11 protein-coding genes are annotated in these 14463 nt (G+C 65.6%); 3 read left to right on the top strand and 8 right to left on the bottom strand.

Going from position 1 to position 14463, the window contains the following annotated elements; genetic code table 11:
• Window positions 1–67: 67 nt before the first annotated feature.
• The 3 genes from ACZ1JC_RS24180 to ACZ1JC_RS24170 are packed head-to-tail and all read right to left on the bottom strand — an operon-like array spanning window position 68 to window position 4043.
• Complete coding sequence (locus tag ACZ1JC_RS24180; protein ID WP_465137746.1) at window positions 68–1288, bottom strand: glycosyltransferase; 1221 nt, start codon at window positions 1286–1288, stop codon at window positions 68–70.
• The gene (locus ACZ1JC_RS24175) at window positions 1285–2721 is read right to left on the bottom strand and encodes a lipopolysaccharide biosynthesis protein (RefSeq protein ID WP_465137747.1); all 1437 of its coding nucleotides are present in this window, start codon (window positions 2719–2721) and stop codon (window positions 1285–1287) included. Before ACZ1JC_RS24175 ends, ACZ1JC_RS24180 begins: the two co-directional genes overlap by 4 nt.
• Window positions 2718–4043: a hypothetical protein gene (locus ACZ1JC_RS24170; RefSeq protein WP_465137748.1), complete on the bottom strand. Its 1326-nt coding sequence runs from the start codon at window positions 4041–4043 to the stop codon at window positions 2718–2720. The genes ACZ1JC_RS24175 and ACZ1JC_RS24170 overlap by 4 nt, the downstream gene beginning before the upstream one ends.
• A 294-nt stretch (window positions 4044–4337) precedes the next feature.
• On the opposite strand from ACZ1JC_RS24170, the gene ACZ1JC_RS24165 reads away from it, so the two are divergent.
• The 3 genes from ACZ1JC_RS24165 to ACZ1JC_RS24155 are packed head-to-tail and all read left to right on the top strand — an operon-like array spanning window position 4338 to window position 8040.
• Window positions 4338–5432, top strand: a complete 1095-nt coding sequence (locus ACZ1JC_RS24165; RefSeq protein WP_465137749.1) for a sulfotransferase — start codon at window positions 4338–4340, stop codon at window positions 5430–5432.
• Entirely contained in the window at window positions 5429–6838 is a 1410-nt protein-coding gene (locus tag ACZ1JC_RS24160; protein WP_465137750.1) for a pectate lyase family protein, read from the top strand. The genes ACZ1JC_RS24165 and ACZ1JC_RS24160 overlap by 4 nt, the downstream gene beginning before the upstream one ends.
• Window positions 6835–8040, top strand: a complete 1206-nt coding sequence (locus ACZ1JC_RS24155; RefSeq protein ID WP_465137751.1) for a glycosyltransferase family 4 protein — start codon at window positions 6835–6837, stop codon at window positions 8038–8040. The genes ACZ1JC_RS24160 and ACZ1JC_RS24155 overlap by 4 nt, the downstream gene beginning before the upstream one ends.
• Window positions 8041–8121: 81 nt before the next feature.
• On the opposite strand, the gene ACZ1JC_RS24150 is transcribed toward ACZ1JC_RS24155, so the two are convergent.
• The 5 genes from ACZ1JC_RS24150 to ACZ1JC_RS24130 all read right to left on the bottom strand — a co-directional run bounded on the left by ACZ1JC_RS24150 (window position 8122) and on the right by ACZ1JC_RS24130 (window position 14353).
• On the bottom strand, window positions 8122–9357 hold the full coding sequence (locus ACZ1JC_RS24150) for an outer membrane beta-barrel protein (protein ID WP_465137752.1): 1236 nt from the start codon (window positions 9355–9357) through the stop codon (window positions 8122–8124).
• Window positions 9358–9361: 4 nt separating this feature from the next.
• Entirely contained in the window at window positions 9362–9967 is a 606-nt protein-coding gene (locus ACZ1JC_RS24145; protein ID WP_465137753.1) for a polysaccharide biosynthesis/export family protein, read from the bottom strand.
• Window positions 9968–10132: 165 nt separating this feature from the next.
• Entirely contained in the window at window positions 10133–10987 is an 855-nt protein-coding gene (locus ACZ1JC_RS24140) for a sulfotransferase family protein (protein WP_465137754.1), read from the bottom strand.
• Window positions 10984–12234: a DegT/DnrJ/EryC1/StrS family aminotransferase gene (locus ACZ1JC_RS24135; RefSeq protein ID WP_465137755.1), complete on the bottom strand. Its 1251-nt coding sequence runs from the start codon at window positions 12232–12234 to the stop codon at window positions 10984–10986. Before ACZ1JC_RS24135 ends, ACZ1JC_RS24140 begins: the two co-directional genes overlap by 4 nt.
• A gap of 19 nt (window positions 12235–12253) precedes the next feature.
• Window positions 12254–14353, bottom strand: a complete 2100-nt coding sequence (locus ACZ1JC_RS24130) for a polysaccharide biosynthesis protein (protein ID WP_465137756.1) — start codon at window positions 14351–14353, stop codon at window positions 12254–12256.
• Window positions 14354–14463 lie beyond the last annotated feature (110 nt).

Below are 14463 nucleotides of genomic sequence, written 5' to 3'. Positions count from 1 at the left end.
CGCTGGTGAAACAAAAAGCGCATCGGACGGGTGCGCGGGGCAATCAGGCTAATACCTTTGGAGCGCCTCAGGCCCGGTTTTGCGGCAGAAGGGCTGCATAAAGACCGACGTGGCGGCTGGTCGCGGCCTCTATCGTGTAGTCGCGGCTGGTCGCCAAAGCGCCTTGGGACAGCCGCTCGTGCAGGCCCGGGATATCCATCAGGCGCAGGATCGCGGCGGCAAGGTGATGGGCCCGCTCGGGCGCGACAAGGCCGTTGCGATGCGCCTCCACCAGATCGCGGTTGCCCGGCACGTCGGTGGCGATGACCGGCAGGGCGGAAGCAAAAGCCTCCAGGATGGCAACGGACATTCCTTCGTACCTGGAGGTGTTTAGGAATACGTCGCTGTCCGCCAGCAACATGCGCACATCGTCGCGCTCGCCCAGGAAATCGACCATGTCCTCCAGCCCTTCACGCAGGACCAGCGCGCGCATTTCCGCCAGTTCGCTGCCGCCACCGGCAATGCGAAAACGCGGCATCGCGTGATCGGCGTCCGGATGGCCGCCATGGCGCTGGCGCACCTGTTCGCGCAGGGTGCGCGCGGTTTCGACGAGAAGGGGGTAGTTCTTCTGGTCCGAAATCGCACCGACGCTGAGGATGCGCAGCGGGTTGGCTGCTGCCTGGCGCGGGGCGGAAACGGCGAAGGCGGCGGCGGGCGCATTGGCGATCAGCGTGAACGGACGCCGCGAATGCCGGCGGTAGATGTCCGCCACTTCGGGGCTGATCGCCACGTAATGCGTCACCACCCGGTCGAACAGGCGAAACAGGCGCGGCGAAAACGACAGGCGACTGTTGTGATGGGTCAGCACCACCGCACCGCGATAGCCGGCCAACGCAATCATCGGCAGGGCCCTGGCCGTGTGGGCGTGGATTACATCGGGTCGGTCCTGGCGAAGCAGGCGGCGCAACGCCCATGCGCCGGTCGAAAGGCGGCGGCGGTGGTCCAGCCCGAGCGAGACGAAGCGACCCTTCGCATCGATTTCCTGCGCCAGCCGCGCCTCGGTCTGGGCCGAGTTGCCCAGCGTCGGCGCGTCGCACAGCGCGACGATCGTAGAGGACGCCCCTTGCGCCGGGAAATTGGCATGGAGGCTGGCCACCAGCATCTCCGCCCCGCCGGAGGTCAAGCTGTTGAGGATCGACCAGACTTTCAGGCGCGGCACCGGATTTGGGCTGTCTGAGGAAACAATGGCCGACACGATTTCGCTCGTATCGCCCGGCGTGTCGTCTGGAAGACAGGCCAGCGACGTCATGCGCGGCGCCTCCCTTCGATATCGGCCGGGGCATTTTCTCCCGCATTTTCTGCGGCGTCCAGGCGGCGCTGGCGCGCAAGCCCGCGCCATAACCCCACGTCCAGGGCCACCGCCGTCGCCAGGCCGAAGACGACATGGGCATAGTTGGCGGCGATCGCACCCTGGCTTGGCATCAGCGCCAGGGCGACCGCGAAGAACAGCACGGTGGAGAACATCGCCACCGCCAGCACGTAAGTGGGCCGGTTCATCGCCAGCAACCCCGAACGCGAAGGCGCCGCGTGCAGCGTCAGCGCGACGGCGAAAAGCTGGGTGAACAGCATCGGATAGACGTCGGTAAAATCGTCGCCGAAGAACAGCACCAGCGCCGGCCGGCCGATCGCCATGCAGATCAGGATGAAAGCCAGCCCCATGCCGGCCAGCGCCGTCTGCAGGATACGCACCAGCCGTTCCAGGGCCTTACGATCCAGCCGCGCCCAGATCCGGGCGAGGTCCGGATAGATCACCGTCTGGATCATGTCCCCCGCAGTCTGCGCGAACTTCGCAATGCGGCGTGACAGGTAATAGAGGCCGGCGGCGCTTGCACCCGCGAAATAGCCGACCATCAGGGTGTCCACCTCATGCGTCAGTGTGCGCAGCGTGGAGGAGACGTTGGTGGAAATCGCAAAGCGCAGGAAGCCGGGAAACTGACGGCCAAGGCCGCGCCAACTGACCGCGAACGGGCTGGGGATGCCTGATTTGCGCAGTGCCTGGAAGCCCAGCACGTTGAACAGCAGCGAATCGAGCACTTGGGCCAGAGTCCATAGCACCACGAAAGCGGTAAGCCCGGCATGCGCGTGCAGCAGCACGACCGAAAAACCCAGCCGGAACAGGCTTGACGCAAGTTGGACATAGGCCAGAGTGCGGAACCGGCCGCCCAGCCGCAGCGCCGCGCTGGCCATGCCGCGCGGGTTGCAGACGATGGCGACGGCATAGATCGCCACGAGCCCGACGTGGCCTTCCCCCAGTCCGAAGGCGGCGCCTGCCAGCTTGGCAAGGGCGATCGCCATAAGCCCGGCAATCAGTGCGCTGGCCAGATCGAGCTTGAGGCCATAGGCGTAGAGTTGCGCCAGCCGCTCCGCTGATCCGTTCTGCTCCTCCGCCGCGACGAAGCGGACCAGTGGTTGCCAGGATTCGAAGCGGACCAGCCGTTCGCAAACGCGGCCGATGGACAGCACGACCACCATGACACCGAAATCCGCCTTGCCCAGCCCATGGGTGGCCAGCGACAGCGCCACAACCATCAACATTCCGGAACCGAAGTTGCCCGAAAGCAAATGGAACAGGCTGATGATGCGCGGCCGGACCAGTGTGGACGCGGACCAGGATTGCCACAGCCGGGCGGCAAGGGGCAGTTTCAGCGCAACCTCCGCGGCTTCATGCCGATGTTCGCTCATGTCCGTGCCAGCGTTCCAGGGAAGAAGCGCCGCCGCTCACGCGATTCCGATCGGTGGGCGAGGGCGTAAGCCAGAAAGATCAGCATCGGCGTAAACCAGACGCGGGTGTACATGTGGGGCAGCGCGGTGGTGTAGAGCAGCAGGATCGCCACTTGCGCCAGAGCGGCGCCGCCATCCAGCGGGTCTTCGCGCAAGATCATGATCGCCGTCATCACCAGGGCGCCCAGCAGGGTCCACAGCCCCAGCAGGGCGATGATGCCGCCTTCGTTCAGGACAAGGAGGTGCAGCTGGTGCACCGGGGCGGAAAAAGCACTGGCCTTGCGATAACGGTCCGTTCCCAGGCCGATCAGCATGTTGTCGTTGGCCAGGCCCCAGGCTTCCTTGATCAACGCGGCACGGCCGACGAACGTGCCGGCCTTGTCGGCATTGCCGGTGACCAGCGCATCGCCCACCCGCTTCTCGAAAATCGCGGGAACCGGGCCGCCCAGACTGAAATAGGCGGCGCCGACGAGAATGACGGGCAGGCCGAAGCGGATCAGGTTCGACAGGCGCGACAGCGCCAGAAAGCACATCACGCCCATCGCCGCTGCCGTGAAGGCGGTGAAACTGGCACTGGCCAGCAGGCCCCAGCCGATCGGCGCCAGCATGACGAGTGCCCAGCCCCAGTGCAGCCGCCGGGCGATCACCGCATGGATCATCATCACCAAGGCATAGGCACACTGCGCACCGTTGGGATTGGGCTCGCCGGACATCGCGCCAAGCCGGCCATTGCCGGTGACGTAACCGACGCCCATCACCGAATCGAGCGTGGAGCGCGCGAAATTCGCCATCGTGAAGAAGCCGATCACTTGCGAGATCGCCACGCCCGCGATGAAGGCGATGATGCAACGATGAAGCACCCTGCTGCTGAAGCTGGAGAACGTCATCGGCACGATCATCAGCGCGAAGATGTACTGGAAGCCCACGATCGGCCAGCGGACGAATTCGCTGTGATAGAGCGAGCAGAACAGCAGCGCCGCCAGCATTATGGTCAGCCCCATGATCCACATGGCGGTGTAGGGCCCCAGCATCGTCAGGCGCAGCCGGCCCTTGAACAGCAGCAAGGCCGTGCAGCCCGCCAGCAGCACATCGGAAAGGGTGACGTTGGCGATCGGCGGCCGCAGCACGCGCCACGGCAGGGTCAGCGCGGCAAGCGTGATCCCCAGCGTGAGGAGACTCGGCAGCCACCGGGTGGCGAACTGCGGGATACGGCGCGTGCCGGTTCCTTCCAGCACTGCACGTGCCGGCAGGGAAGGCAGCTGGTTCGGGACCGGAATAGCCATGCCATGATGATGGTAGGCGTGCGCGGTAGAGGCAAAGACAAGTATGGTCAGGCACCTGCGCAAAGTTGGTACCCCCGCGGGGGCATCCGGCGGGTGGGGCAACCCGAATTGGTAACTTGCCTGGGGGCGCCGCAGATCGATACTCTGGCCATGAGCAGCGCGCGATGCGGCGCGGTATCCTTCGGCGCGGCCGGGAAGAGGTGCGTCTTTTCCGGACCGCATGAAACGTTGGACCCACCGGTAACGTCGCAATCTTCTGCTTCCACCCGTGTGCATCATTGTCGAGAGGCCGGCTTGTCAGAGCACCCGTCCGACCAGACCAAGCTTAGGGTCATCTATCTCGCCGGTTACGGTCGCAGCGGCTCGACCCTGCTGGACATCGCCCTTGGAATGCGGCCGGACGTATTCGGCGCCGGGGAACTCACCGCGCTTGCCCGCCATGCCTGGAAAAACGGCGAATATTGCGCCTGCGGCGCCACGGTCAGCGCATGTCCGTTCTGGGGCGCGGTGATGAAGCGCGCCGGTGAGGAAGAAGGCGGCGGTCGGGGGATGGATGCCTCTTTCGCGCTAGCCGAATTGGCGCGGTTGCAGCAAAGCATGGAATCGTTGCTATCCTGGCGGCGCCTGCTGGCGCGCTTCCTGCCGGGTACGCGCGATCGCTATCACCAGGCCAATCGCCGCTTGTTCCGCGCGGTCGCGGAAGAGAGCGGCGATGCGGGCGGCAACGGCCCCGTCTATGTACTCGATTCCAGCAAGCTGCCCGGCCGCGGCCTGGCACTCGCATCGATGCCGGGGATCGACCTGCGCGTCATCCACCTCGTACGCGATCCGCGGGCCGTTGCCTGGTCGATGTCCCGCCCGTATCGCAAACAGATAGAGGCCGGCGTGCAGCGAGAGTTGCGGCCCAAGCCCTTTGCCTATGTCGCGCTGCGCTGGACCTTGGTGAATCTGGTCTGCGAATGGCTGTGCCGAAAGCTCGGGCCGGGGCGGACGATCCGCGTGCGCTATGAAGATTTCGTGGCCGATCCCCCCGCCGTGCTGGAGGCCATCCGTACGCGTTGCGCCCCCAACTTGGCCTCTCGTCGCGCCGGCGCCGACCGCGACGGGCCGCTTCCGCCCGACGACTTGCGGCCCGGTCACCAGGTTGCGGGAAGCCGGCATCGGATGCAGGACAGTCTGGTGATCCGCGAGGATCACGCGTGGCAACGCCAGATGCCGCAGCAGCCGCGCCGGCTGGTATCGTGGATCACCGGGCCGCTGCTGCGGCGCTATGGATACGCGCCGAACGCGGGCACGGGCATGGACGACCGCCCGGCACAGTCCTCTCTACCCAATCTTGTCGAAAATAAGGGGCTGGTCGAAACCAAGGGCATAGGAGCAGGCAGATGACGGCATTTCGCAAAGGAAAGGCCGGTGCAGGCCGAAGCTCACGCCCATCTCGCAAGCTGGTCTTGCCGATCGTGATACTCGGCATCGTCATGCTGATTGCCTATGCACTGGTACCGACCGACGGCGCGCGGCTGGAAGCGGCGCAGCCGCCGACGGTTGCCACTCCGGCCGGCACCAAGTCCTTTCCCGGCGCGGTCGGATGGGGCGCATCCAGTGTGGGTGGGCGCAACGGACGGATCATCTATGTAACCACATTGGCCGATTCCGGGGCCGGATCCTATCGCGCCTGCGTGACCGCCACGGGCCCGCGCGTCTGTGTATTCCGCGTGGCCGGCGTGATCCGCTTCGCGACAACACCGCCGATCATCGAACAGCCCTACCTTACCATTGCCGGGCAGACGGCGCCGGGCAGCGGTATCGTTCTGGCCCATGCGGGGCCGCCGGCCGGCCGCACGCCGTTGGTGATCAAGAACACGCACGATGTCGTCGTGCGCAATATCCGGATCCGGGCGGATCGTCCCGGAGGCAGTCGCGGTTCCGAAGACAGCATCACCATCGAACATGCGACCCGCGTGCTGGTCGATCACGTCAGTGCATCGTGGGCGCGGGACGAGTTGATCAACGGTTATGCGGACAATGACTACATCACCGTCAGCAATTCGATCTTCGCCTGGGGCACACCCCCGCATGACAAGTGCGCGCTGCTGGCCAGCGACCCGGTCGATGCCCAGCACTTCAGCTTCATCAACAACTTGTGCGCACACAATGGCGATCGCATGCCCGACGTGAACTTCCCGCGCAATTCCTGCCTCGAAGTGGTCGACAATGTGTTCTACAACGCGCAGTCCCGCTTTGCCGAAGTGTGGGAACTGTTCGGCGGCACTCCGGTCTCGTTCGTGGGCAACAGCTTCATCGGCGGGCCGAACACCACCAACCTGACGGTTGGCATCGCGCGCGATACCAGCACGTCGAAAGGCGGGGCGGCCATCATTTATGCGTGGGACAACCGGTTCGTGGGCGCGTTTCAGGACATGAACCAGGAGGCGGAGCAGGTCCTGGTCAACAAGCCGCCCTGCGCGCTGACGCTCAATCCGCTTTCATCGACCAACGCCTATAACCTCGTGCTCCAGAAGTCCGGTGCGTTTCCGCGCGATTCGATCGACGATCAGGTCGTCTACGATGTGGAGCACGGTACAGGGCGGATCGGTCAACCTGCCCCGGTCATGCCTGCGCAGACCGCCGGCCAACCCTATCCCGATGCCGACAAGGACGGCATGGACGACAATTGGGAAGTCAGCGTTGGCGCCAATCCGAAGGTGCCCGACGCCTGGGCGGACGCCAACAAGAATGGCGTTCCCAACTTCGAGGAGTTTCTAGCCTATCGCAACAAGGTGCTGGGTCTGTGAAGGCGTTGGATGCGTCATCCGCGCTGCATGAAGGCCCCGCACCGGGTGCCGCCGCGCCGGTTGCCAAACGGTCTGGGCGGCCCACGGTGTGCTATCCGCTTGCCGGTGACGCGCTGGGCGGCAGCCATGTCTCGCTTCGGGGACTGATCGACGGGCTCGACCCGGCACAGATCGAGGTGATCGTGGTGCCGGAAGTCCCCGACGGACGGCTGGCGGCGTTCTTCGCCGGTATCGAGCAGTGCCCGGATCCGGCGCGCCCCACGCGGCCTTTCGTGCCGGGGCGCAGCATCGGTATCGCCAAGCTGTTGGGAACGCTGGCCGGGCTGCCACGGCGGGTACGCTTCCTAAAGCAGCGCGGGGTAGACATCGTTCACACCAATGACGGGCGCAGCCATGCCAGTTGGGCATTGGCGGCGCGGCTGGCGGGCGCGCGGCTGGTCTGGCACCATCGCGGCGATCCCGGCGCGCGTGGGCTGCGCTATGTGGCGCCGGTGCTGGCGGATCGGATCGTGGCCGTCTCTGCCTTCGCGCTGCCGCGCGGACGCCATGGGGCGGCACGCACGGCGCGGGTGATCCACAGTCCCTTCGACGTTTCGATCACCGCCGATCGCGCGGCGATGCACGCGCGCATACTGGAAGAGACCGCCAGCCCGGCCGATACCGTGGTCTGCGGCTATTTCGGCAGCTTCGTCGATCGCAAGCGGCCGCTGGCTTTCGTAGAAGCGGTGGAGGAACTTGGCCGGTTGGTCGATCGGCCGGTGCTGGGCGTGATGTTCGGCGAATCCCGTGACAGTGCGCTGGATCGTCAGCTTGAAGACCGGATCGCCGCGGTGAGGGCGCCCGCGCGCGTCACCCGGATGGGCTATCGCTCGCCGGGTCATGCCTGGCTTGCCGGATGCGATCTGTTGCTGGTGCCCGCAGTGGACGAGCCGCTGGGGCGCACGCTGGTTGAGGCGATGCTGGTGGGTACGCTGGTGGTGGCGGCCGATTCCGGTGGCAATCCGGAGGCGCTGCGGCAGGGCTGCGGAGTGCTATGCCCCCCCGATGATCCGAAAGCGATGGCCCGCGCGGGGGCTGGTCTGCTGGCAGACCCCACATGGGCGCGGACGATGCGGCAGGATGCCACGATAGCAGCGCGCGGCCGCTTCTCCCAAGCGCGCCATGTCGATGCGATCCGCACGATATACGAAGAATTGACCTGAACGACACGCAAACGATAAGCGCCCGTTTCGTCGGAAACGGGCGCTTATCGTCGTTGCGATCGGCATAATGGCAGTGGGACGTCAGAACCGGACGCGCAGGGCCACGCCGCCGCGGAAGCGGTCGAACTGCAGTATGGAACTGTCGCTGCTGCGCGTGCCATAGCTGGCTGTTGCGGCGACCGACATGTGGCGATTGAACAGGTATTCCACTTCACCCCCGCCGGTCCACGTCTCCTCGCGAATGCCGGAGCCGGTATATTTGGTCTTGCGGTAGCCGGCCGACACGGTGGCATAGAGGTTGTGGCGGATTTCCTGCTGCACGCTCAGCTTGGTGATCGTATCGGTACGTTGCGTTGCGCCGACGCGGAACGTCGCGACGTCGCCATTGAAGGCATCCAGCAGGATCGCCGTACGGCGCGATGGATGGTAGGTGAGATTGCCCGCCACAGACAGCCCGGTGTGGCCCGGTGTTGACGGATCATCCGGATCGTGGCGGAACACACCGACGGACAGGCCGCCCTCCAGCACGCCGCCGGGCTGGAAATTGATACCCAGTCGGCCGCCATACGTCGTCGTGTTGCGCTTGTTTCCGCTCACCGTGTATTCCAGCCGGAAGTCGCGGCGGGCGACGAACGCCGTGGCCGTGGCATAGGCGCGGCCGGTCACACGCAGACCGAACGTGGCCTGCCCGGAATAGGCGGAGAAATCGCGATCCGCATCGATGCTGGACAGCGCGTTGAACTTCGTCACGTCCGCCTGCACGTCCAGCAGCGTGCGGGTGGCGACGCGGTGGTACGAAACGACGCCGCCCAGGCTGTTGATCAGGCGCGGGCCGGAATTGGGATTGCGCCGCGCTTCCGGATCGGAGCGATCCTCTATCGCCCGGCGCGAAAAGACGCTGCCGGAAAGGCTGGAATTCTGCCCGGTCTGCCAGCTCACACCGCCATCCACCAGCCAGGCTTCGGCATTTTCCGTCGGATTGTTGACAAAGCGGCGGATCGAGCCGCTGGCGTTGAGTTCGAACGTCACCGGCGCCGGGGCGGTCTGGATGCCCAGTCGGGGTGAAATGTCGAAGCGCACATCGTCGCGGGCATTGGTGGGCGCGGCGTAGATGTTGCTGTCGTAGAGGACGCTGGCTTCACCGCCCAGCGTCACATCCAGCGAACCGAGATGAAGCGGCAGGGCGCGATAGTCCTTGTCGTTCGGATAGACCGCCGGCGCGGTAGAGCCGATCTGGTTGGACTGGGCCCAGGCGTGCTGCGGAACCGCGAACAGCAGCGGCACCGGAGCGGCGAGCGCAAGTGTGCGGGGCTTCACGCGCCTAGAACCAGCGTTCGTAGACGCGGATGGTATCGCCCGGCAGTACCGGCGTGGTTTCGCCCGCCTTCGCGGTCATTTCCTTGCCGTCCACCGTGCGGGTGATCGACACTTCGCCGGTCTTGGCGCGATAGGTGTACCCACCGGCGGCCGAAAGCGCCGAAAGCACCGTCATCCCTTGACGATAGGCGAACTGCCCGGGCTTGTTGACTTCGCCGGTGACGTAGAACGGACGCAGTTCCACCGCGCCGACGTTGACCACCGGGCTGCCGCTCATGATGCCCTGCTGCAGCAGGGCGGCAGTGATGCCCTGTTCGATTTCGCGATAGGTCATGCCTGCGACGTTGATCTGCTTGACGTAAGGCAGCGAGATCGCGCCGGTGTCTTCCACCGTATAGTCGCCATTGGCGGCGTCCAGATCCTGCACGACGATATGCAGCTTGTCGCCCGCACCCACCCGGTAGGGACCTGCCGGAGTGGATGCGAGCGTAGGCATCGAAGACGTGGGCGACGAACAGCCGCCCAGCATCGATGCCGGAACCAGACAGCAGATCAGCGGAATCGCGACGGCGGCCTGCCATGAACGCGGACGACTGCGAAGTGTTGCCATGAAACGCTCCCCGACACCCTTGGAACGATCGGCCCTCCCTCAGGACCGACCAGAATCATCGCATCCAGATTACGGAAGATACGTCAAATTTCCTTGGTTATTAAGGGCTAGGCAGAGGCCACTAGGATGATCTGCGTAGCTGACCGGATGGCTTGAAACAGCCGTTCAGGCAGCGGGTACGGCGCGCGTGGGGGATTTCCAGCGCGTCAGGTCCAGCCCGGACATTGCCTCCAGGCTTTCCGTGTCGCGCGCATAGAAGTCGCACATCCTTTCGCGCAAGGCCGGGGAAAGCGGCGGATAGGCCACTTCGCGCGCCAACAGCGATCGCACGCCTTCGAACACCGGATTGCCGCGCAGCGGGCGTACGCTGCTTTTCAGCGGGGCCAGCGCCTTGCGCAGCGGCAGCGGCAGCAGCGCGGATCGGCTGTTGTTCTCCCGCGCGGAGCGGTCGGTGTTTTCCAGCACCGGTTCGGCCCCGATGTGGCGAGAGACCGCCTCTATGATGCCATGGGGTTGAGAGATCACATCATCGTAGAGGTAGATCAGCATCTGTTCGCGCGGGAACAGATCGAACCACCGCGCCAGATGGCACGCATAGAGCCCATCTTCCAGAAAGCGCGGGAAGGCATTGTCCGTGCTGCCCAGGTATTCCTCCGGAGGGCCCTTCACGGTGCCGCGGCGGTAGAGCATCTTGTAGTCCGAATAGGCGCGCTCGATCGGGTTGCGCAGCTGCAGCACCAGCTTCACATCGGGCAGCGTTGCGGCGATGCGCCGGGCGGCCAGCGGATGGGCAAGGTAGTCGGCCGACTTTTCGCCGATCACATGCGCCGCGCCGGGGCGGTCTTCGAAGAAGCCACGGTACCAGTCTTCCCCGCGTTCGAACTCGCTGCTGAAATAGTGCGGCTCGGGCGGCGGCATGAAGATCGCCGGATTTTCGACGAGGCGGGCCTGGATCCAGGTGGTGGCGGCCTTGACTGCGCCGATGACGATGAACTGCGGGCGCCAGGTGCGGTCGATCATGCTTCCTCCGCCATTGCGGTGCGCAGGCCGGCGGCGATGCGGGCCATCGCGTCCTCGCCCAGCGTATGGTCCACCGGGAACATCAGCGTGCGCCGGCCCAGCCGCGCGGCCTGTTCCAGCGAGCCGTCGCGGCGGATCGTCAGGCCATCCAGCGCTCCCTCCCGGCTCATATCCGGGCAGGATCCGGTAGCCGCGGGCAGCCCCATTGCGATCATGCGCTGCAGCACCCGGTCGCGCTTGTCTGCCGCATCATCGGTCAATTGCACATAGAACTTGTACCAGGCATGGCGCGCGTGGTCGGGCGGTTCCGGCAGCAGCAGGCCCGGCAGGCCTGCCAGCGCATCGCACAGCAACCGGGCATTGCGCGCGCGGGCAGCCAGCCAGAGCGGCAGCTTCCCAAGCTGACGGCGGCCCAATGCGGCCTGCATCTCGGTCATGCGGTAATTGGAGCCGAGGTGATCGTGGATATGGCGGAACGCGCCGGGCGCGCCGCCGCCCTCGGACACCTTGCGATAGTCCTTGCCGTGGTCCTTGATCGCCCAGCCGCGTTCCCAGGCGTCACGGCCGCGAAACAGCAGAAGTCCGCCTTCGCCACCGGTGGACATGATCTTGTCCGTGCAGAACGAGAACGATGCCGCATCGCCGAACGATCCCACTCGCCGCCCGCGCCACGCCGTGCCGTGGGCCTGTGCGCAATCCTCGATCAGCTTTAGGCCATGGCGGGTGCATAGCGATCCCAGCGCGTCCATGTCGCAGGGCCAGCCAGCCAGATGGACGCAGATCACTGCCCGCGTCGCCGGGCCGATCATGCGTTCGACCGAGGCGGGATCGATGTTCTGGGTGACCGGATCGATGTCCGCAAAGACGGGCAGCGCGCCCACCGCCAGCACGCAGCTGGCCGTGGCGAAGAAGCTGCGGGCCGGCACGATCACCTCGTCGCCGGGGCCCACGCCCAGCGCGCGCAAGGCCACTTCCAGCGTCAGCGTGCCGTTGGCGATGCAGAGCGCTTCCGGTGGTGTGGTTTCATCGACATAGCGGGCGAATTCGGCGGCGAAGGCGCGGTTGTGTTCGCTATGCACCAGCGCATTGACCTTGCCCGAACGCAGCACCGCGGCCACTGCCTCGATCTCGTCCGGCTCATGACGCGGCCAGAGGCTGCGCAGCGGGGCGTCCTGATCGCGTTCGCGAACGTCGATATGCGTCGCCGCGAAAACGCCGGTTGCGGCGCCGGTATCGGCCAGACTCATGGTGCCTCCCTCGGAAATGTCAGACTTTTACGGGTTCGCCGGAGCCGCGCGGGCCGGTCATGGCCTCGTTCTGGATCAGTTCGAAACCGGCGCTGCCGCTGGGCACTTTAACCAGCGTATGGGTGATGCGCCGCGCCTCAACATGGTCTCCCAGCTCCACCGCGCGGGCAAGCCGGTCGATCGAGCGGGAGATGAAGGGCAGGGGGATCGGCTTCGACTGCGCCTCGAAAATGCCCTTGATGCCGGAGGCCAACTGCTCCTCGCAGATGTCGAACAGTTCCTCGAAAAGCTTCTCGCCCGGGCGCAGGCCCACGAATTCGACGGGTACGTCGATCTCGGGCTGGAGGCCGTAGAGGCGGATCATGCGGTAGGCGAGGTCGACGATGCGCACCGGCTTGCCCATGTCGAGCACGAAGATCGTGCCGCGCCGCGTGTTCTGCGCCAGCGCCGCCGAACTGCTCTGTAGGATCAGTTGCACTGCCTCACGCACGGTCATGAAGAAGCGTTCGATATCCGGGTGGGTGACGGTGAGCGGGCGGCCTTCGCGCAACTGCCGGTGGAACAGCGGCACGATGGAGCCGCTCGATCCCAGCACATTGCCGAAGCGCACGGTCATGAAGCGGGGCGCTTCGCTGTCGTCCACGCCGCACATGTCCAGCGCCTGCGCATAGAGTTCGCCCACGCGCTTGGTCGCGCCCATCATGCCCACCGGGTTTACCGCCTTGTCGGTGGAGACCTGGACCATCGCCTTCACGGAGAATTCGCATACCGCGTCGGCCACGATGCGCGTGCCGATGATATTGGTGTGCACCCCGGCGCAGGGGTTGGTCTCGACGATCGGCACATGCTTCAGCGCGGCGGCGTGATAGACGATCGTCGGCCGGTGCTTTTCGAAGACGCGGCGCACGTCGTCCCGCTCGCGGATGTTGCAAAGCTCCGGCTGGACGTCGAGATCGGGGTACTGCTCGCGCAGTTTCATCTCGATGGCGTAAAGGTGAAATTCACTATGTTCTAGCAGGACCAGGCGCGACGGGCGGAAGCTGGCGAGCTGCCAGCAAAGCTCACCGCCGATGGTGCCGCCCGCGCCCGTCACCAGCACGCACTTGCCGGTGATCTGGCTGGTGATCTGCTCCCCCTCCAGCGTGAATTCGCTGCGGCCCAGCAGGTCCTTTACCGATAGCTCGTCCGGCGCGGCGCCGTGGCCGCGCTGCAGGATGTGGCTCCAGCCATCGCGGATGCGCGACAGTTCCAGCCCCATCTGGCGGGAGCGGGAGGTCAGGCGGGCCATTTCGCGGTTGGAAAGGTCCGTCCCGTCGTCGCAGGCGATCACCAGCGAAGGGCGGCGGCCCTGCAGTTCCAGTTCGTCCACCGCATGGGCAAGGTCTTCATGCGTGCCCAGCACGGGCACCTTGGCGATCTGCAGCAAGGTGTGGTTGGCGGCGGGCAGCAGGATGCCGACGACGGAAAGCGTGGGCGTCGATTCGCGCTTGAGCACATCGATGATCGACAGCGCCCAGTCGGGCGAGCCCACCAGAACCGCCCGGCGCAAGTCGCGGCCCTGTGCCGAAGCAGGTTGGGCCTTTGCGGTTTCGGACAGCTTTTCGCGCAGGGCGCGCCGCGAACCGCGTGCCGCCAGCAGGGCGCTGATCGCGAACAGCCACTGCGCCAGCGCAATGGCGGCCAGTTGCGGTCGCTCCGCCTGCACGCCGGGCACCAGCAGGATCGCCGCCCAACCCAGCCCGAAAGCCGGAATCGTGAGCAATGCCAGCTGCATCGCATGGGAAAAGCTGAAATAGCGCCAACTGCGGCGATAGAGCCCGGTGGTGTAGAAGCAGCCGATCGCCAGTGCGGCGAAGGCCAGCACGGCGGCCAGGTGCCCGTCGGACTTGGGAAAGCCGGTGCGGCCGATCAAAGTGAAGGCCAGCGCCAGCGTCGATGCCAGAATCGTGAAGTCCACCAGCATCAGCAGCGTGTTGCGAAAGGTCCGGCGCAGGCTGAACTGGGCGATGGACGAACGCGAACGCGGGTTGCTGGATCCCAGCTTGCGTACGCGCAGGAACGTGTTCGACGATCCACCGGTCAGTTTCGAGGCAGTACTTCCTGCGACGGTTTGATTCATGACATCGGCCTTCGCGAGTGTCTGGTGTTTCTCGTGGCGAAGCGGCGTCGGCGGGAAAGGCTATGCCGAACCGGTTCGCAGGTTCCGATTGTCTACCGGTGAACCGGTGC

It is taken from the genome of Sphingomonas sp. BL-S-28, assembly GCF_055521515.1.
This window is presented reverse-complemented; position numbering and strand designations above follow the sequence as displayed.

Excerpts from the sequence above, each read along its gene's own strand:
- ACZ1JC_RS24180 (WP_465137746.1), bottom strand. The coding sequence starts at position 1,288 with ATGACGTCGCTGGCCTGTCTTCCAGACGACACGCCGGGCGATACGAGC.
- ACZ1JC_RS24175 (WP_465137747.1), bottom strand. The coding sequence starts at position 2,721 with ATGAGCGAACATCGGCATGAAGCCGCGGAGGTTGCGCTGAAACTGCCC.
- ACZ1JC_RS24170 (WP_465137748.1), bottom strand. The coding sequence starts at position 4,043 with ATGGCTATTCCGGTCCCGAACCAGCTGCCTTCCCTGCCGGCACGTGCA.
- ACZ1JC_RS24160 (WP_465137750.1), top strand. The coding sequence starts at position 5,429 with ATGACGGCATTTCGCAAAGGAAAGGCCGGTGCAGGCCGAAGCTCACGC.
- ACZ1JC_RS24145 (WP_465137753.1), bottom strand. The coding sequence starts at position 9,967 with ATGGCAACACTTCGCAGTCGTCCGCGTTCATGGCAGGCCGCCGTCGCG.
- ACZ1JC_RS24140 (WP_465137754.1), bottom strand. The coding sequence starts at position 10,987 with ATGATCGACCGCACCTGGCGCCCGCAGTTCATCGTCATCGGCGCAGTC.
- ACZ1JC_RS24135 (WP_465137755.1), bottom strand. The coding sequence starts at position 12,234 with ATGAGTCTGGCCGATACCGGCGCCGCAACCGGCGTTTTCGCGGCGACG.
- ACZ1JC_RS24130 (WP_465137756.1), bottom strand. The coding sequence starts at position 14,353 with ATGAATCAAACCGTCGCAGGAAGTACTGCCTCGAAACTGACCGGTGGA.